The sequence below is a fragment of the Nocardioides scoriae genome, assembly GCF_900104965.1.
GTDB lineage: Bacteria > Actinomycetota > Actinomycetes > Propionibacteriales > Nocardioidaceae > Marmoricola > Marmoricola scoriae.
The window spans coordinates 995792-1013053 of the sequence record NZ_LT629757.1 but is presented as its reverse complement, the minus strand read 5'-3'; the positions used below and the strand labels follow the sequence as shown (position 1 = coordinate 1013053).

The window sequence follows — 17262 nt, the reverse complement described above, 5'->3', positions numbered from 1 at the left end:
CGCCCGCTCGGCGGCTAGAGCAGGTCGAGGCCGGTGCGGTGGCGCAGCTCGTCGGCGGTGGCGCCGTACGCCTCCCGCAGCCGTACGCCGGCCGGCGTGATCTCGAAGACGCCGTGGTCGGTGTAGACCCGGCTGACGCAGGCCACGCCGGTCAGCGGGTAGGTGCACTCGCGGACCAGCTTGGACGAGCCGTCCTTGCCGAAGAGCGTCATCATCACGAAGACGTCCTTGGCGCCGATGGCGAGGTCCATCGCGCCGCCGACGGCGGGGATCGCGTCGGGCGCGCCGGTGTGCCAGTTGGCGAGGTCGCCGTTGACCGCGACCTGGAAGGCGCCGAGCACGCAGACGTCGAGGTGGCCGCCGCGCATCATGGCGAACGAGTCGGCGTGGTGGAAGTACGACGCCCCGGGGGTCTCCACGACCGGGATCTTGCCGGCGTTGATGAGGTCGGGGTCGACCTCGTCGCCGACCGCGGCGCGTCCCATCCCGAGCATGCCGTTCTCGGTGTGGAGGACCACGCCGCGCTCGAGGTCGAGGTGGTCGGCCACCAGCGTGGGCTGGCCGATCCCCAGGTTGACGAAGGCACCGGTCGGGATGTCGTCGGCGATCATGGCCGCGATCTGGTCCTTGGACAGCCGCTCGGAGGTGCTCGCGCGCTCACCCATGGGTCACCACCACCCGGTCGACGTAGATGCCGGGGGTCACGACGACCTCCGGGTCGAGCTCGCCGGTCTCCACGACGCGGGAGACCTGCACGACGGTGGTGGTGGCCGCGGTGGCCATCACGGGACCGAAGTTGCGGGCCGTCTTGCGGTAGACCAGGTTGCCCACCCGGTCGGCGACGTGGGCCTTGACCAGCGCGTAGTCGCCGCGGATCGGCATCTCCAGGACGTAGCGCCGACCGTCGATGGTGCGCTCCTCCTTGCCCTCGGCCAGGGGCGTGCCGACGCCGGTGGGGGAGAAGAAGGCGCCGATGCCGGCTCCTGCCGCCCGCATCCGCTCGGCCAGGTTGCCCTGCGGCACCACCTCGAGCTCGATCCTGCCGGAGCGGTAGAGGTCGTCGAAGACCCACGAGTCGCTCTGCCGCGGGAACGAGCACACCATCTTGCGCACGGCCCCGGTCGCCAGCAGCGCCGCGAGCCCGGTGTCGCCGTTGCCGGCGTTGTTGTTGACCACGGTCAGGTCGCGGGCGCCGCGCCGGCGCAGCGCGTCGATCAGCTCGACGGGCTGGCCGGCCGCGCCGAAGCCGCCGATCAGCACGGTCGCGCCGTCGGGGACGTCGGCCACGGCCTCGTCGGCAGCGGTCGCGGCCCCCTCGGCGCCCGGACGCTCGAGCACGGTCGTCACGAGGTCGTCTCCCCGGCGTTCTCCAGCACCACGGCCAGGCCCTGGCCGACGCCGATGCAGATGGCCGCGACGCCCCAGCGGACGCCGCCCTCGCGCATCACCTTGGCCAGGGTGCCGAGCACCCGGCCGCCCGAGGCGCCCAGCGGGTGGCCGACGGCGATCGCGCCGCCGCGGGTGTTGACCAGGTCGGGGTCGACCTTCCAGGCGTCGAGGCAGGCCAGCGACTGGACCGCGAAGGCCTCGTTGAGCTCGACCGCGCCGACGTCGGACCAGCCGATGCCGGCCCGGGCCAGCGCCCGGTTCGCGGCCTCGACCGGGGCGTAGCCGAAGCGCTGCGGCTCCAGCGCGTGGGCGGCGCGGCCGGCGATCCGGGCCAGCGGCTCCCGGCCCAGGGACGCGGCCGCGGCCTCGGACCCGAGCAGCACGGCGGAGGCGCCGTCGGACAGCGGCGAGGCGTTGCCGGCGGTGATGGTGCCGTCCTTGCGGAACGACGGGCGCAGCCGCGCGAGCGACTCGGTGCTGGCCGAGGCCCGCACGCCCTCGTCGCGGGTCAGCTCGGTGCCCTCCACGGCCACGGTGAGGTCGTCGTAGAACCCCGCCTCCCAGGCCTCGTGGGCCAGCCGGTGCGAGCGCACGGCGAACTCGTCCTGGCGCTCGCGGGAGACCGCGAACTCCTCCTGGAGCTGCTCGTTGGCCTCGCCCAGCGACACCGTCCACTCGGCGGGCATGGCCTCGTTGACGAAGCGCCAGCCCAGCGCCGTGGAGACGGCCTCGAGGTTGCCGGCGGGGAAGGCCCGGCTGGGCTTGGGCAGCACCCAGGGCGCGCGGGTCATCGACTCGACGCCGCCCGTGAGCACGACCTCGGCGTCACCGGTCTCGATCTCGCGCGACCCGGCCATCGCGGCGTCCAGCGAGGACCCGCAGAGCCGGTTGATGCTCGACCCGGGCACCGAGACCGGGTAGCCCGCGAGCAGCGTGGCCATCCGGGCGACGTTGCGGTTCTCCTCGCCCGCACCGTTGGCGTTGCCGAGCAGGACCTGGTCGACGGCCGCCGGGTCGAGGCCCGGCACGCGCTCCCGCACGGCCCGGAGCACGGTGGCGGCCAGGTCGTCGGGGCGTACGCCGGCGTACGCGCCGTTGAACTTGCCGAAGGGCGTGCGGACGGCGTCGTAGACGAAGGCGGACGTGGTCATCGGTCTCCTCCTGGAGGGGTGGCGTCGAGCTCGGACAGCACCTGCTGGGCGATCCGGAAGGCGGTGTTGGCGTCGGGGACCCCGCAGTAGATCGCGCTCTGCAGGATCACCTCCTTGATCTCCTCGTCGTCGAGGCCGTTGGTGCGGGCGGCCCGGACGTGCATCGCCAGCTCCTCGTGGTGGCCGCGGGCGATGAGCGCGGTGAGCGTGATCATCGAGCGGCTGCGACGGTCGAGCCCGGGGCGGGTCCAGATGCCGCCCCAGGCGTACTCGGTGATGAAGCGCTGGAAGTCCTCGGTGAGCGGCGTGGCAGCGGCGGTGGCCCGGTCGACGTGGGCGTCGCCGAGCACCTCGCGGCGCACGGCCATGCCGGCGTCGTACCGCTCCCCGGCGGCGGTCGCCGCGGCGGGAGCCGGCGCCTCGGCCGGGGGCTCGGGCTCCTCGCCCAGGACGTGGGCGCGGACCAGCCGGGCGACCGTCTCGGGGGCCTCGGCGGGCGCCAGGTGGGCGACGTCGGGCAGCTCGACGTAGCGGCCCTGCTGGACGCCGTCGGCGATCTCCTGCAGGTTCGCGGGGGGAGTGGCGACGTCGTGGGCGCCGGCGACGGCCAGCACGGGGGCGGCGACCTCGCCCAGCCGGTGCCGCACGTCGAACCCGGCCAGCGCCTCGCAGACCTGGGCGTAGCCGCGGTCGTCGGCGTCGGCCAGGGCGTGCAGCAGCGCCGAGCCGGTCTCGGGGTGCTCGTCGAGGAAGCCCGGGGCGAACCACCGCTCCGCCGACCCGGCCACCATGACCGAGGTGCCGGAGACGCTCACCTGGCCCAGGCGGCCCTCCCACATGGCGGGCTCGCCGATGCGGGCCCCGGTGCACAGCAGCACGGCCGAGGTGACGCGGTCGGGGTGGTCGAGCAGCAGCTGCAGGCCGACGGCGCCGCCGACGGAGTCGCCGGCGTACGCGAAGGAGCCGCCGCGGCCGCCACCGACCTCGCCCCGCTGCTCCAGGACGTCGTCGAGCACCCGCAGCACGCCCTCGGCGAGCTCGGCCACGGTGAACGACCCGTCGGGGACGGCGTGGTTGTAGCCGTGGCCGGGCAGGTCCCAGGCGACGACGTCGAAGACCTCGGTCAGCCCCGACATCGCGCACCGGGTCCACAGCGTCGAGGCGGAGGACCCGAGCGAGGGGCCGAGCACGAGCAGCGGCAGCTCGGCGCGGTGCGCGGCGCCGGTGAGCCGGGCGGCGGTGATGGTCGGGACGGTCACGGGGTCTCCTCGCGGGCGCGGGTCAGGACCTCGTCGATGATCCTCCCGGTGGCGCCCAGGTAGCGGGTGGGGTCGTCGAGCGGGGCGGCGCCGACGAGCTCGGCCAGCCCCCGCTGCTCGGCCAGCAGGTCGGGCGCGACGGCGCTCGCCCGCGCGGCCATCCGGGCCGTGTCGACGTGCAGGCCGGCCAGCAGCTCGGCGCTCTGCGAGGCGGCCGCGAGCGTACGTCGGCCCAGGGTCGCCAGCGTGGCCCACTCGGTGTGCCAGGCGCCGTCGGGGCGCTCGTCGACGGTCCCCGCCGCGGCGAGGTGGAGCTGGGCGGCCAGGCCGGGGGTGGTGAGGGCGGCCCGCCGCACGAGCACGCTCAGGACGGGGTTGGCCTTGTGGGGCATCGTCGAGGAGCCGCCCCGACCGGCGGCGGCCGGCTCGGCGAGCTCCCCGACCTCGGGCCGGGCGAGCACCAGGACGTCGTCGGCTACGTGGCCCAGCGCGTCGGTGGTGCGCACCAGCGCGTCGGCGCACCTGGTCAGGGGCGTCCGGACGGTGTGCCAGGGCCGGGCGACCTCGAGCCCCAGGGAGCCGGCCGTGGCCGCCACCAGCGCCTCGGCGTCGCCGAGCAGCCCGACGGCCGCCAGGGTGCCGGCGGCCCCGCCGACCTGCACCGGGAACCGCAGCGCCCGCAGGTCGTCGCGCGCGTCCAGCAGGCCGGCGAGCCAGTGCGCGGCCTTGAGCCCGAAGGTGATCGGCACGGCGTGCTGGGTCAGCGTGCGCCCGGCCACGACCGCGTCGCGGTGGCGCTCGGCGAGCCCGGCGGTCGCGGCGACGGCCGCGTCGAGGTGCTCCAGCAGCCGGGCGGTGGCCGCGCGCGCCCCGAGCACGAGCGCGGTGTCGACGACGTCCTGGCTGGTCAGGCCGCGGTGCAGCCAGCGCGCGGCCGCGGGGGAGGAGGTCTCCAGGCGCTGCCGTAGCAGGCGCAGCAGCGGCACCACCGGGTTGCCGGACGCCTCCGCGGCCCCCGCGACGGCCGCGAGGTCGTCGGCGCCGACCAGCGCGGCCAGGCCGCCCGGCAGCGCCGCGTCCGCGGGCGCGGCGCCCGCGGCGACCAGCGCGTCCAGCCACGCCTGCTCCACCGTGACCATCGACGCCAGGAACGACGCCCCGGACAGGTGCTCCTCGGCGCGGTCGTCGCCGGGCCAGAACAGGTCGGTCATCGGTCCCCGGTCGCCGGCTCGAAGTCGAGGAAGACGGTCTCGTGCTCGCCCTGGAGGTGGACGTCGAAGACGAACCCGTGCTCGTCGCGCCCGGCCACCAGGGTGCGGCGGCGGTCCTCCGGCAGCGAGGCCAGGAAGGGGTCGGCGGCCAGGACGTCCTCGTCGAGGGGCAGGTAGACCCGCGTCAGCAGCCGGTCGAGCAGGCCGCGGGCGAAGACGGTCATCGCGACGAAGGGGGCGCGACCGGGCTCGGCGGCCCCCGGCACGACGGTCGTGAAGGCGTACCGGCCCGCGGGGTCGACCGGGGTGCGGCCGAAGCCGGTGAACTCGAAGGGGTCGCGGTGCCAGGAGCCCTCGCGCCGCGGTGCGCGGCCCTGCTCGTCGGCCTGCCAGATCTCGAGCAGCGCGTCGGGCACGGGGTCGCCGGCCCCGTCGAGGACGGTGCCGCGCAGCCGCACGGCGCCGGGGTGGCTCGCCGGCACCAGCCGCTCGCCGCCCTCGAAGGGCAGGGCGTAGCCGAAGAACGGCCCCACGGTCTGTCCCGGGGTCGGGACCAGTCGCTCGCTCACAGGTCGTCCTCCATCGGGGTGCGGTGGCTGCCGGTCAGCACGATGTCCCAGCGGTACCCCGTGGCCCACTCCGCCTGCGTCAGCTCGTGGTCGTACGTCGCCACCAGCCGCTCGCGCGCCCGCGGGTCGACGATCGCCTGGTAGATCGGGTCGAGGGCGAACAGCGGGTCGCCGGGGAAGTACATCTGCGTGATCATCCGCTGGGTGAACTCGGTGCCGAACAGCGAGAAGTGGATGTGCGCCGGCCGCCAGGCGTTGTGGTGGTTCTTCCACGGGTAGGGACCCGGCTTGATCGTGGTGAAGGTGTAGCTGCCGTCCGCGCCGGTCAGCACCCGCCCGACCCCGGTGAAGTGCGGGTCGATCGGGGCGGGGTGCTGGTCGCGCTGGTGGATGTAGCGGCCCGAGGCGTTGGCCTGCCAGATCTCGACGAGCTGGTGGCGCACCGGTCGGCCGTCGGCGTCGAGGACCCGGCCCGCGACCACGATCCGCTCGCCGAGCGGCTCGCCGGAGTGCTGGATGGTGAGGTCGGCCTCCGGGGCGGCCACGTCGCTGTGCCCGAAGACGGGGGCGACCAGCTCGATCGACTCGGGGTCCGCGTGGTGCAGGTCCTTCGTCGGGTGGCGCAGCAGGCTGGAGCGGTACGGCGCGTAGTCGACGCGGGTGCGGGTCTCGACGACGCCTGCCGCGGCGTACTCCTGCGAGACCGAGGCGATCTCGGCGTCGATCTGCGCCTGGGTGGCGAGGGAGGGGGTGGTGGTCACGGGACCGAACGTAGGGCACCCGGGTCCCGGTCGGCGCGGCCAGAGTTCCACTGGCCGGAAGGCGGCTGTGGTCGTCGTCACGTGACCGGTGACACGGTCGGGCCATGTCCTCCTCCTCTCCTGACCTGCGCCCCACCTCGGGGGCGGCCGCCGAGGGCGGTCGTCGCGACCGGTGGCCGGTGTGGCTGTGCTGGGTCGCGGTCGCCCTCGACGGCTTCGACCTCGTCGTCCTCGGCGCCGTGATCCCGACGCTGCGCGCGACCGGCGACCTGGGGTTCACCCCGTCCTCCCTCACCGCCGCCTCGACCATCGGCCTGGTCGGCGTCGGGCTCGGCGCCGTGGCCGTCGGCCCGCTGACCGACCGCGTCGGCCGCCGCGTCACGCTGATCTCCTGCATCGCGGCCTTCTCGGTGCTGACCCTGGCCGTCGCGGTGGCCCAGGACGTCACCCAGTTCACCGTGCTGCGGTTCCTGGCGGGCCTCGGGCTCGGGGCCTGCCTGCCCACAGCGCTGGCCTTCATGACCGAGCACGCGCCCCAGGGCCGCGGCGGCTCGGCGGTGACCCGGATGATGACCGGCTACCACGTCGGCGCGGTGCTGACGGCGCTGCTCGCGCTGTGGCTGGTCGAGGACCACGGCTGGCGCTCGATGTTCGTCGTGGGCGGCGTGCTCGGCCTGCTGACCCTGCCGGTGATGTGGGCCAGGCTGCCCGAGTCGGAGACCTACCTGCGCGCCGTGGCCGACCGGGAGGCCGGCCGGACCTCCGCGCAGGTCCGCAGCGGGGACGTCGTGCGCGGTCGCTACCTGGCCGTGAGCATCGGCCTGTGGGTCGCCTCCTTCATGGGCCTGCTGCTCGTCTACGGCCTCAACACCTGGCTGCCCACGATCATGGGGGAGGCGGGCTACTCCATCACCGCCGGCACCGGCCTGCTGCTCGTCCTCAACGTCGGCGCCGTCATCGGCCTGCTGGTGGCCGGCGGCCTCTCGGACTCGCGCGGCAACAAGCCGACCGTGCTGCTGTGGTTCGGCCTGGCCGCCGTGTTCCTGGCGCTGCTGTCCATCAAGGTCGAGAGCGCCGTGGTGGTGTACGCCGCCGTCCTGCTCGCCGGCATCTTCGTCTTCAGCGCCCAGGTCCTGGTCTACGCCTTCGTCGGCCACCTCTACCCGCCGGAGGTGCGCGGCACGGCCCTCGGCCTGGCCGCCGGCGTGGGCCGCGTGGGCGCCATCGTCGGACCCTTCCTCGGCGGCGCGCTCGTGACGGCCGGCGTGGCGTACCCCTGGGGCTTCTACGCCTTCGCGGTCGCCGCGCTGCTCGCCGTCGCGGCGCTGGCCACCGTCCCCGCCCACCTCGCCCCCGAGGAGGCCGTCGCCCGCTGACCCCGCTCGAGAGAGGCGGGTCGTGGTTCCGGTGGGTGGAAGGATGGCGCCATGGCGGGCAACACCTCGAGCGCGGGGACGACGGTCACCGGGCGCGCGCTGGCGCTCGTGGGAGCGTTCGACGAGCAGCACCGGCGGCTGACGCTGACCGAGCTGGCCGGGCGGGCCGGCCTGCCGGTGCCGACGGCGCACCGGCTGGTCGGGGAGCTGGTCGCGTGGGGCGCCCTGCGGCGCACCTCCGACGGGCACTACGTCGTCGGGCGGCGGCTGTGGGACGTCGGCATGCTGGCGCCCGTGCAGACCGGGCTGCGGGAGGTGGCCTCGCCGTACCTCCACGACCTGTACGCCGCGACCCGCGCCACGGTCCACCTCGCGGTGCGCGACGGCGCGCAGGTGCTCTACGTCGACCGGCTGGCCGGCCACGCGTCGGTGCCGGTCGTCAGCACGATCGGGTCGCGGCTGCCGCTGCACGCCACCGGCGTCGGCAAGGTGCTCCTGGCCCACGCCCCGGCGTCGCTGCAGCAGGAGGTGATGGGGGCGCTGACCCGCGTCACGGCGTACACCGTGAGCCAGCCCGGGGTGCTGCAGCGCCAGCTCGCCCGGGTGCGTCGCGACGGCTACGCGACCACCAGCGAGGAGATGAGCCTCGGCGCCTGCTCGGTGGCGGTCCCGATCCGCACGGGGGAGCGCGGCGACGTCGTCGCGGCGCTCGGCATGGTGGTCCCGAGCCTGCGCACGGGCCGACCGCAGCTGGTGGCGGCGCTGCAGGTGGCCGCCCACGGGATCGGTCGCTCGCTCGTCGCGCCCCGCTGAGGTCTTCCGCTGGTCGGAACCGTGGTGTGGTGTGCGTCTCGCGGGGCCGCCAGGCTCGGGCCATGCCCGCCCCGACCCCGCCCGCACCCGCCCGCACCCGCGCCGTGACCCGCACCGCCGTCGGCATCGTGGGGGGCGGGCCGGCCGGCCTGATGCTGGCCCACCTGCTGTCGCTGTCGGGGATCGACAGCGTCGTGGTCGAGGTGCGCAGCCGCACCGAGATCGAGCAGACCCACCGGGCGGGGATCCTCGAGCAGGACAGCGTGCGGCTGCTGACCGAGACCGGCGTCAGCGACCGGGTGCTGCGCGAGGGGTTCCGCCACGAGGGGATCGAGCTCGCCTTCGGCGGGGCGAGCCACCGCATCGACTTCGAGGCGCTGGTCGGCGCCACGGCCCAGCTCTACCCGCAGACCGACGTGTTCACCGACCTGGCCGACGCCCGGGAGCGCGACGGCGGCGACGTCCGGTTCGGGGTCGCCGACGTGGCGGTCCACGACCTGACCGGCGAGCCCCGGATCACCTTCACCGACGCCGAGGGGAGGGCCCAGGAGGTCTGCTGCCAGGTGCTGGTCGGCTGCGACGGCTCCCGCAGCCTGTGCCGACGCGCGGTGCCGGAGGGGGAGCGACGGCAGTTCTTCCGGGAGTACCCCTTCGCCTGGTTCGGGATCCTGTGCGAGGCGCCGCCGAGCGCGCCCGAGCTGGTCTACCACCACTCCGACCGCGGGTTCGCGCTCATCAGCCAGCGGACCGAGTCGCTGCAGCGGATGTACTTCCAGTGCGACCCCGCCGACGACCCGGAGTCCTTCTCCGACGACCGCATCTGGGAGGAGCTGCAGTCGCGCGTCGGCGCCAACGGGCACACCCTGCGGCAGGGGCCGATCACCTCGCGCTCGGTGCTGCCGTTCCGCAGCTTCGTCCAGGAGCCGGTGCGCCACGGCAACCTGCTGCTGGCCGGCGACGCCGCCCACACCGTGCCGCCCACCGGCGCCAAGGGCCTCAACCTCGCGCTGGCCGACGTCCGGGTCCTGGCGGAGGAGCTCGAGCGGGCGCTGGGCCGGCAGGACCTCGGCCTGCTGGACGCGTACGGCGAGCGCGCGCTCGCGCGGGTCTGGAAGGCCCAGCACTTCTCCTACTGGATGACCACGATGCTGCACCGGCTGCCGGACGCCAGCGACTTCGACGTGCGCCGCCAGGAGGGCGAGCTGGCCGGCCTGGTCGGCTCGACGGCCGGGTCGACGTACCTCGCCGAGGGCTACACCGGCTGGCCCACCTCGCGCGCCTGAGACCTCCTCCGGCGCGGCTCCGCGTCGCGGCCCAGCGGAGCCGCCACCCTGGTATCGGGCGCTCTGCACCACGCCTCCTCACCGGGTGACGCTGCTACCCGGCAGGGTCGAAATGCATGGTCCTTTCGGACTATTCGTGCGTGTTGCGTATCACCGCAAAACGGACGAGGCGTCTCATAGGTGGAGAAGGACACCACGAGGAGATGAACGACATGATCACCACCGATGCGGCCCTGTACGGGTCCGGAGCCACCAGCGCGACCGTCGCGACCGAGATCCTGGTCTGCGGGTGCGGGCAGGAGATCGGCACCAGCCGACGTGCCCACTGCCCGCGGTGCGGCTGCTGCCTGAACTGACCCCGCCCGTCGATAGGGTGACCTCCGACCACGCGTCAGGAGGCACATCGGTGGCGAGGCAGACGGTGAGTGGGCGGCCCGGCGGCACCCACGCCCGTGCGGTGTGGACGCTGCCCAACATCATCAGCATGGTCCGGCTGGCCGGCGTGCCGCTGTTCCTGTGGCTGGTCATCGGCCCGGAGGCGGACGTCTGGGCCCTCGTGGTCCTCATGGTCTCCGGCTTCTCGGACTGGCTCGACGGCTTCCTGGCCCGTCGCCTCGACCAGATGTCCAAGCTCGGCGAGATCCTCGACCCCGTCGCGGACCGCCTCTACATCCTGGCCGCCGTCGTCGGCCTGCTCTACCGCGACATCATCCCGTGGTGGGTGGCGGTGATCCTGCCCGCGCGCGACGCCTTCCTGTGGTGCCTGGTCCCCTTCCTGCGGACCCGCGGCTACTCCGCGCTCCCGGTCCACTACCTCGGCAAGGCCGCCACCGCGGCCCTGCTCTACGCCTTCCCGCTGCTGTTCCTCGGCGACGGCGGTGGCGCCGCCGCGACCCTGGCCCGGGTGTTCGGCTGGGCGTTCGCGATCTGGGGGATGGGCCTGTACTGGTGGGCCGGGCTGCTCTACGCCTGGCAGGTGCGCCTGCTCATGGCCGACCGCAGCCGCCACGCCCCGAGCCTCCCGGAGTCCTAGTGGCTCCCGACCCGACTCGCCGGCCCGGCCCGCTGCAGCCCACCCGGCTGCCGCCGCAGGCGACGATGGGCCTGCTCGACTACCTGACCTCGCACGCCATGGACGAGGACTACGCCTTCGTCGCCGAGCGCGAGCGGGCGCAGGCCCGCGACGAGGGCCACCGCGCACCCCGCCGCCGGCGCTTCGGCGCGCTCGGCGCCGTCGCGCTGGCCGCCTTCGCCGTGCTCGTCGTCGCGGCCGGCCAGCAGACCTCCCGCAGCGCGGCCTCCGACGAGGCCGACCGGCGCGAGCTCGCCTCCCAGGTGGCGAGCGCCCGCACCCAGCTGGCGGCCAGCCGCGAGCGGCTGGCCGACCTCGAGGCCGAGACCAGCCGCCTGCAGCAGAGCCAGCTCGCCGGCGACGCGTCGACCGAGGGCCTCCTCGCCCGCATCGAGCGGCTCTCGGCCGCCACCGGCACCGCCGCGGTCCGCGGCCCCGGGGTGCGGGTGGTCGCCGACGACGCCCCGGGCAGCACCGAGGACAAGACGACCGTGCTCGACAGCGACCTCCAGCGGCTGGCCAACGGGCTGTGGGAGGCCGGCGCCGAGGCGATCTCGATCAACGGCCAGCGGCTGACCAACCTGTCGACGATCCGGCTGGCCGGCGGCGCCATCACGGTCAACGCCCGGTCGCTGCGGCCGCCGTACGTCCTCAACGTGATCGGCGACCCCGACACGCTGCCCGCACGTTTCGCCGAGACCTCGAGCGGTCAGGCATGGTTGGACCTGCAGCAGCAGGTCGGGCTCGTGCTGCGCCTCACCCCGGAGGAGTCGCTGCGGCTCCCCGCCGCGGAGGTCGACCTGCGCTTCGCCCGCCAGGCGGGACAACCAGCCGACCCGGAGCGCTCACCCGCCCGGGACCAGACACAGGGAGGTACGCCGTGATCGCCGTTCTCGGACTCGTCGTCGGGGTCCTGCTCGGGCTGTGGCTCACCCCGGACGTCCCCCTCGCGATGGAGCCCTACCTGCCCATCGCGGTCGTGGCCGCCCTCGACGCCGTGTTCGGAGCCTTCCGCGCCTTCCTCGACGGGATCTTCGACGACAAGGTCTTCGTCGTCTCCTTCATCAGCAACGTCCTCATCGCCGCCGTCATCGTCTTCCTCGGCGACCAGCTCGGCGTCGGGGCGCAGCTGTCCACCGGCGTCGTGGTCGTGCTCGGCATCCGGATCTTCTCCAACGTCGCCGCCATCAGGCGCCACCTCTTCCATGCCTGACGAGCCCGACCGGCCCGACCAGCCCGACGCGCCCGTCGAGCCGGCGCCCGACACCGGCCTGGCCCGGCTGCGCCGCTCGCTGCGCACGCCGTCGCGCGGCCAGGCCGTCGCGGGCGTGCTGGTCGGGGTCCTCGGCTTCGCCGCCGTGACCCAGGTCCGGCTCGCCGGACAGGACGACACCTACGCCGGGCTCCGCGAGGCCGAGCTGGTCCAGGCCCTCAACGGGCTCCAGTCCGCCTCCCGGCGCGCCGAGCGCGACATCGCCACCCTCGAGGCGACCCGGGCCCGGCTCAACGACAGCACCGAGCGGCGCAGCACCGCCCTGGAGCAGGCCCGCACCGAGCTCGACACCCTCGGCGTGCTCGCCGGCACCGTCCCCGCGAGCGGGCCCGGCGTCCGCATCACCTTCTCCGACCCGCGCGACCAGCTCGGCCTCAACAGCATGCTGGACGGCATCGAGGAGCTCCGCAACGCCGGCGTCGAGGCGATGCAGGTCAACGGCCAGGTGCGCGTCATCGCCCAGACGTCGTTCGAGGACGACGCGACCCGCGGCATCCGCGTCGACGGGGTGCTGCTGCGCTCGCCGTACGTCATCGAGGCGATCGGCAACCCCGACACCCTGTCCGGCGCGCTGAGCTTCTCCGGCGGCTTCATCGAGGACGTCGAGGACGAGGGCGGCACGGTCGACGTCGAGAAGCTCGACCGCGTCGAGGTCACCGTCACCCGCAGCGCCACCGCTCCCCGCTACGCCGAGCCGGTCCCCGGGCAGTAGGGTTCCGGCCAGGCGTGCCGGGGAGGGCACGACCCGGGGCTCGCGGGGCGAGCCCCGCGGCGACGTCTCCCGGTCCACTCACCGCCCATGCCGATGACGAGGAGCAGCGTGTATCCCGAAGACCTGAAGTACACCGCCGAGCACGAGTGGCTGCGCGACCCCGGTCAGAGCGCGGGCTCGGTCCGCGTCGGCATCACGGAGTTCGCCCAGGACGCCCTCGGTGACATCGTGTTCGTCCAGCTGCCCGAGGTCGGCGAGACCGTCGTCTCCGGCGCCGTGGTGGGCGAGCTGGAGTCGACCAAGTCCGTCAGCGAGGTCTACGCGCCGCTCGGCGGCGAGGTCGTGGCCCGCAACGAGGCGCTCGACGCCACCCCCGAGCTGGTCAACACCGACCCGTACGGCGAGGGCTGGCTCTTCGAGATCGTCGCCGACGACAGCGGCGCCTCCGACCTGCTCGACGCGGCCGCCTACCAGGCCACGCTCGAGGGCTGAGCCGGCTCGCCCCGGCACCCACCTCGGCACCACCTCGGACCCGGCGCGACCGGGTCCACCTGCTCACCGCCACCGCGCGGCGTGTCGTGACTGACGCGCCGCGCGGTGTGTCGTTCCGACCGGACCCGCTGGTAGGTTGAGGCTCAACCTTGACCCTCCAGTGACGCTTCAGGGTTCGCGTCGCGGGGCAGGGGTGCACGGCACGGCACCACCCTCACCACCACCGACCATCACCGGCCTAGCAGCAGGACTGGAGACCGACGAGATGCCTTTTTGCTCGCAGTGCGGCCACGACAACCCCGCCACCGCGCGCTTCTGCTCGCAGTGCGGCACCCCGCTCGCCGCCGCGGCGCCGCAGTCCGGCGCCCCCGCGGGCGGTGAGGTGCCCGCCTCCGACTCCACCGCGACCATCACCTTCGGCGGCCTGGCCAAGCCGGTCGACGACGAGCGGGCCTCGCTGGCCCCGGCCGACGCGGCCGCGGTCGACGCCCTGCCCGCCGGCAGCGCGCTGCTCGTGGTGCAGCGCGGGCCCGGTGCCGGCAGCCGCTACCTCCTCGACACCGACCTCTCGACGGTGGGGCGCCACCCGGAGAGCGACATCTTCCTCGACGACATCACGGTCTCGCGCCGCCACGTGGAGTTCCGGCGCACCCCGGAGGGCTTCCGCGTCCACGACGTCGGCAGCCTCAACGGCACCTACCTCAACGGCGACCGCGTGGACGAGGTCGTCCTCCAGAACGGCGACGAGGTGCGGATCGGCAAGTTCCGGCTCAGCTTCTTCGCCAGCGACGCCCAGGTCGGCTGAACGTGCGGCAGGCAGCCCGCATCACCATCGGTCAGGCGGTCGCCGACCTCAAGGCGGAGTTCCCGGACGTCGACATCAAGGAGTCGAAGATCCGGCACCTGGAGAACGAAGGGCTCGTCGAGCCCGAGCGGACGCCCTCGGGCTACCGCAAGTACTCCACCGACGACATGGAGAAGCTGCGCTACATCATCCGGGCGCAGCGCGAGCACTACCTGCCGCTCAAGGTCATCAAGGAGCACCTGGAGGCGCTCGACCGCGGCCTGGAGCCGCCGGCGACCAGCGGGTCGCCCAGCATCCCGACCTCGCTGCTCGCCAACCCGGCCCCCGGGGTCGAGTCGCTGCTCAGCGGCCACTCCGACGTGCGGATCTCGCGGCGCGAGCTGGTCAAGACGGCCGACATCACCGAGGAGCTGCTCGACCAGCTCGAGACCTACGGCCTGGTGCGCCCCCGCACGGGCTCCAAGCACTACGACGCCGACGCCCTGGTGATCGCCAAGGTCGCGGGCGAGCTGTCGGCCTTCGGCCTGGAGCCGCGTCACCTGCGCGCCTTCAAGACCGCCGCCGACCGCGAGATCGGGCTGATGGAGCAGGTCGTCTCCCCGATGCGCCACGGCCGCGAGGCCGGGGCCGAGGGCCGCGCCGCCCAGGCCATCGACGAGCTGGCCGTGCTCTCGGTCCGGCTGCACGCCGCCCTGGTCAAGGCCGGCCTGCGCACCATCCGCTGAGCCGGGGGCGGGGCACCGGTGTCAGTGGGCGCCCTGCAGGTTGAGCAGCACCACGCCCGAGATGATGAGGCCCAGCGCGGTCACCTTGGTCAGGTCCCAGCTCTCGCCGAGCACCACCACGCCGACCACGGCGATGGCGGCCGTGCCCAGGCCGGCCCAGATGGCGTAGGTCACCGACACCGGGATGTGGCGCACCACGATGGCGAGCAGCCAGATCGACACGGCGTACCCCGCCAGCACGATCGCGGTCCAGCCCGGGTGGTGGAACCCCTGGGTGCGCGGCAGCGCCGCGGTGGCGCCGACCTCGGTGGCGATGGCGACGAGCAGGAGCAGGACGGCGACGATCATGAGCGGGTTTCCTCGGGCGGGCGCAGGACTTTGTAGCAGCTGCTACATCCGGTAGCGTAGCACTCGCTACAGACGGCTGCCTGCGGCCGCGGACCGAGGAGGGGCAGCTCACGTGGGGGACCGGCGCACCACGCTCGCCGACGCGGCGACCGACTACGTGCTCGAGCACGGCCTCATCGGGATGAGCCTGCGGCCGCTGGCCGCGGCCATCGGCACCAGCGACCGGATGCTGCTCTACCACTTCCGCGACAAGGACGACCTGGTCGCGACCGTGCTCCGGGTCTCCAACGACCGCTCCGTGGCCGAGATCCGCGAGCTGCCGGCCTCGCCGGGCGCCCACCGCGCCGTGCTCGACCTGTGGCGGGTCGTCAGCAGCCCCCACCAGGCCCGGTGCCAGCGGCTGTACGTCGAGGCCGCGGCGCTGGGCGTGCTGGGCCGCGAGCCCTTCGTGGAGGTGGTCGCCCAGGCCAACGAGCTGTGGATGACGGCCCTGGCGGACCACCTCGCCGCCTCGGGCCTCGGTGCCGGGGGGCGGCGCGCCGCCCGGCTGGTCGAGGCCACCTTCGTGGGGCTGATGCTGGACGACCCGCTGACCGACGAGACCACGCTGGCGGCCAGCGTCGAGGACCTCGCGCGCGCCGTGCGCCTGCTGTGGGAGCAGGCTGGCGACCGACCGCTAGGCTGACCGGGTGCGCGAGGTCGAGGTAGTCGGAGTCCGGGTCGAGATGCCGTCCAACACGCCCATCGTGCTGCTGCGGGAAGCCGCGGGGGAGCGCTACCTCCCCATCTGGATCGGGGCCGTCGAGGCCACCGCCATCGCCTTCGCCCAGCAGGGCGTCGTGCCGCCGCGGCCGCTCACCCACGACCTGCTGCGCGACGTCCTCGAGGCGACCGGCAACGAGATCAGCGAGATCCGGATCACCGAGATGAAGGACAACGTCTTCTACGCGACGCTCGTCCTGGCCTCCGGCGTCGAGGTCAGCGCCCGGCCCTCGGACTCGATCGCGCTGGCGCTGCGCACCGGGTCCAAGATCGTCTGCGCCGAGGAGCTGCTCGACGACGCCGGCATCCTGGTGCCCGACGAGCAGGAGGACGAGGTCGAGAAGTTCCGCGAGTTCCTCGACCACGTCACGCCAGAGGACTTCGAGAAGGGCCAGGGCTGAGCGTCCGCAGGCCCTACCTTCAACCTCTGGTTGAGAGTTAGACCCGACACGCCGCGCGTGTCTTTGACCAACCCTCGAGCCGAGGTCTACCTTCACGAGTGTCTTCGCTGTAACTCCACGGCTGCAACTCCGAGCCCGTCCCACCCGGGCGGACCGGACGTGACCCGGCCTTCCTCCGGAGCTACACCAGGCGGAGCCGGACTCCGGAGGTAGCAGTGGCCAGCACGACAGACGGCGGCACGACCGCAGGACGCGACCAGCGCGCCGAGCAGGCGGCGCTCGACGCCGCCCTCGACGCCACCGAGCAGGGGCTGCTCTTCGACGACGACGTGTCGACGCTGCCCAAGGACCTCGGCTACCGCGGTCCCACGGCCTGCAACGCGGCCGGCATCACCTACCGCCAGCTCGACTACTGGGCCCGCACCGGCCTCGTCGAGCCCACGGTCCGCGGCGCGACCGGCTCGGGCACCCAGCGGCTCTACAGCTTCCGCGACATCCTCATCCTCAAGATCATCAAGCGGCTCCTCGACGCCGGCATCTCGCTGCAGCAGATCCGCACCGCGGTCTCGCACCTGCGGGCCCGCGGCACCGACGACCTGACGCGCGTCACGCTGATGAGCGATGGCGCCAGCGTCTACGAGTGCACCAGCAACGACGAGGTCATCGACCTGCTGCAGGGCGGCCAGGGCGTCTTCGGCATCGCCATCGGCGGCGTCTGGCGCGAGATCGAGGGCTCGCTCGCGGAGCTGCCCTCCGAGCGCACCGCCGAGGAGGCCGAGGACGCCACGGGCGAGGCCGGCTCCGACGAGCTGTCGCGGCGCCGCAAGGCCCGCCAGACCGGCTGATCCACCCCCACCGAC

22 protein-coding genes are annotated in these 17262 nt (G+C 74.1%); 14 read left to right on the top strand and 8 right to left on the bottom strand.

Annotated elements, in window-relative coordinates; genetic code table 11:
- Window positions 1–14: 14 nt before the first annotated feature.
- From BLU55_RS04905 to pcaH, 7 genes are read right to left on the bottom strand one after another with little or no spacing between them, the layout of a single operon-like run.
- Entirely contained in the window at window positions 15–665 is a 651-nt protein-coding gene (locus tag BLU55_RS04905; protein WP_091726746.1) for a 3-oxoacid CoA-transferase subunit B, read from the bottom strand.
- Window positions 658–1347 carry a 3-oxoacid CoA-transferase subunit A gene (locus tag BLU55_RS04900; RefSeq protein ID WP_231917051.1) on the bottom strand — a complete coding sequence of 230 codons (690 nt, stop codon included), beginning with the start codon at window positions 1345–1347 and terminating at the stop codon, window positions 658–660. Before BLU55_RS04900 ends, BLU55_RS04905 begins: the two co-directional genes overlap by 8 nt.
- On the bottom strand, window positions 1344–2540 hold the full coding sequence (locus BLU55_RS04895) for a thiolase family protein (RefSeq protein ID WP_091726743.1): 1197 nt from the start codon (window positions 2538–2540) through the stop codon (window positions 1344–1346). The genes BLU55_RS04900 and BLU55_RS04895 overlap by 4 nt, the downstream gene beginning before the upstream one ends.
- Window positions 2537–3799 (bottom strand): bifunctional 3-oxoadipate enol-lactonase/4-carboxymuconolactone decarboxylase PcaDC, encoded by a 1263-nt coding sequence (gene pcaDC / locus BLU55_RS20175; protein ID WP_091726740.1) that lies wholly within the window; start codon window positions 3797–3799, stop codon window positions 2537–2539. Before pcaDC ends, BLU55_RS04895 begins: the two co-directional genes overlap by 4 nt.
- A complete protein-coding gene (locus BLU55_RS04885; RefSeq protein ID WP_091726737.1) occupies window positions 3796–5010 on the bottom strand; it encodes a lyase family protein in 1215 nt (404 codons plus the stop codon). Before BLU55_RS04885 ends, pcaDC begins: the two co-directional genes overlap by 4 nt.
- The gene (gene pcaG, locus BLU55_RS04880; RefSeq protein WP_091726735.1) at window positions 5007–5579 is read right to left on the bottom strand and encodes a protocatechuate 3,4-dioxygenase subunit alpha; all 573 of its coding nucleotides are present in this window, start codon (window positions 5577–5579) and stop codon (window positions 5007–5009) included. Before pcaG ends, BLU55_RS04885 begins: the two co-directional genes overlap by 4 nt.
- A complete protein-coding gene (gene pcaH / locus BLU55_RS04875) occupies window positions 5576–6340 on the bottom strand; it encodes a protocatechuate 3,4-dioxygenase subunit beta (protein WP_091726732.1) in 765 nt (254 codons plus the stop codon). The genes pcaG and pcaH overlap by 4 nt, the downstream gene beginning before the upstream one ends.
- Window positions 6341–6444: 104 nt before the next feature.
- Between pcaH and BLU55_RS04870 the strand changes: the two genes are divergently transcribed.
- The 11 genes from BLU55_RS04870 to ftsR all read left to right on the top strand — a co-directional run bounded on the left by BLU55_RS04870 (window position 6445) and on the right by ftsR (window position 14891).
- A complete protein-coding gene (locus BLU55_RS04870) occupies window positions 6445–7716 on the top strand; it encodes an MFS transporter (RefSeq protein ID WP_091726730.1) in 1272 nt (423 codons plus the stop codon).
- Between the two features lie 51 nt (window positions 7717–7767).
- Window positions 7768–8529: an IclR family transcriptional regulator gene (locus BLU55_RS04865; protein ID WP_091726727.1), complete on the top strand. Its 762-nt coding sequence runs from the start codon at window positions 7768–7770 to the stop codon at window positions 8527–8529.
- 62 nt (window positions 8530–8591) lie between these two features.
- Window positions 8592–9812, top strand: a complete 1221-nt coding sequence (locus BLU55_RS04860) for a 4-hydroxybenzoate 3-monooxygenase (RefSeq protein ID WP_091733432.1) — start codon at window positions 8592–8594, stop codon at window positions 9810–9812.
- 212 nt (window positions 9813–10024) lie between these two features.
- Window positions 10025–10168, top strand: coding sequence for a hypothetical protein (locus tag BLU55_RS19855; protein WP_231917050.1), 144 nt, complete (start codon window positions 10025–10027; stop codon window positions 10166–10168).
- A 50-nt stretch (window positions 10169–10218) separates the two neighbouring features.
- Window positions 10219–10845: a CDP-alcohol phosphatidyltransferase family protein gene (locus BLU55_RS19850; protein WP_269457939.1), complete on the top strand. Its 627-nt coding sequence runs from the start codon at window positions 10219–10221 to the stop codon at window positions 10843–10845.
- Window positions 10845–11768 carry a DUF881 domain-containing protein gene (locus BLU55_RS04850; protein ID WP_091726720.1) on the top strand — a complete coding sequence of 308 codons (924 nt, stop codon included), beginning with the start codon at window positions 10845–10847 and terminating at the stop codon, window positions 11766–11768. Before BLU55_RS19850 ends, BLU55_RS04850 begins: the two co-directional genes overlap by 1 nt.
- Window positions 11765–12097, top strand: coding sequence for a small basic family protein (locus BLU55_RS04845; protein ID WP_091726717.1), 333 nt, complete (start codon window positions 11765–11767; stop codon window positions 12095–12097). The genes BLU55_RS04850 and BLU55_RS04845 overlap by 4 nt, the downstream gene beginning before the upstream one ends.
- Complete coding sequence (locus BLU55_RS04840; RefSeq protein WP_091726714.1) at window positions 12090–12869, top strand: DUF881 domain-containing protein; 780 nt, start codon at window positions 12090–12092, stop codon at window positions 12867–12869. The genes BLU55_RS04845 and BLU55_RS04840 overlap by 8 nt, the downstream gene beginning before the upstream one ends.
- A 108-nt stretch (window positions 12870–12977) precedes the next feature.
- Window positions 12978–13361 (top strand): glycine cleavage system protein GcvH, encoded by a 384-nt coding sequence (gcvH, locus tag BLU55_RS04835; protein ID WP_197681095.1) that lies wholly within the window; start codon window positions 12978–12980, stop codon window positions 13359–13361.
- Between the two features lie 265 nt (window positions 13362–13626).
- Window positions 13627–14166, top strand: a complete 540-nt coding sequence (locus tag BLU55_RS04830; RefSeq protein ID WP_091726712.1) for an FHA domain-containing protein — start codon at window positions 13627–13629, stop codon at window positions 14164–14166.
- 2 nt (window positions 14167–14168) lie between these two features.
- A complete protein-coding gene (gene ftsR / locus BLU55_RS04825) occupies window positions 14169–14891 on the top strand; it encodes a transcriptional regulator FtsR (protein ID WP_231917049.1) in 723 nt (240 codons plus the stop codon).
- Between the two features lie 21 nt (window positions 14892–14912).
- On the opposite strand, the gene BLU55_RS04820 is transcribed toward ftsR, so the two are convergent.
- Window positions 14913–15239 (bottom strand): DMT family transporter, encoded by a 327-nt coding sequence (locus tag BLU55_RS04820; protein ID WP_091726705.1) that lies wholly within the window; start codon window positions 15237–15239, stop codon window positions 14913–14915.
- Window positions 15240–15351: 112 nt separating this feature from the next.
- Between BLU55_RS04820 and BLU55_RS04815 the strand changes: the two genes are divergently transcribed.
- The 3 genes from BLU55_RS04815 to BLU55_RS04805 all read left to right on the top strand — a co-directional run bounded on the left by BLU55_RS04815 (window position 15352) and on the right by BLU55_RS04805 (window position 17247).
- The gene (locus tag BLU55_RS04815; protein ID WP_197681094.1) at window positions 15352–15924 is read left to right on the top strand and encodes a TetR/AcrR family transcriptional regulator; all 573 of its coding nucleotides are present in this window, start codon (window positions 15352–15354) and stop codon (window positions 15922–15924) included.
- 4 nt (window positions 15925–15928) lie between these two features.
- A complete protein-coding gene (locus BLU55_RS04810) occupies window positions 15929–16402 on the top strand; it encodes a bifunctional nuclease family protein (protein ID WP_091726702.1) in 474 nt (157 codons plus the stop codon).
- A gap of 215 nt (window positions 16403–16617) precedes the next feature.
- Window positions 16618–17247, top strand: coding sequence for a MerR family transcriptional regulator (locus tag BLU55_RS04805; RefSeq protein ID WP_091726699.1), 630 nt, complete (start codon window positions 16618–16620; stop codon window positions 17245–17247).
- Window positions 17248–17262 lie beyond the last annotated feature (15 nt).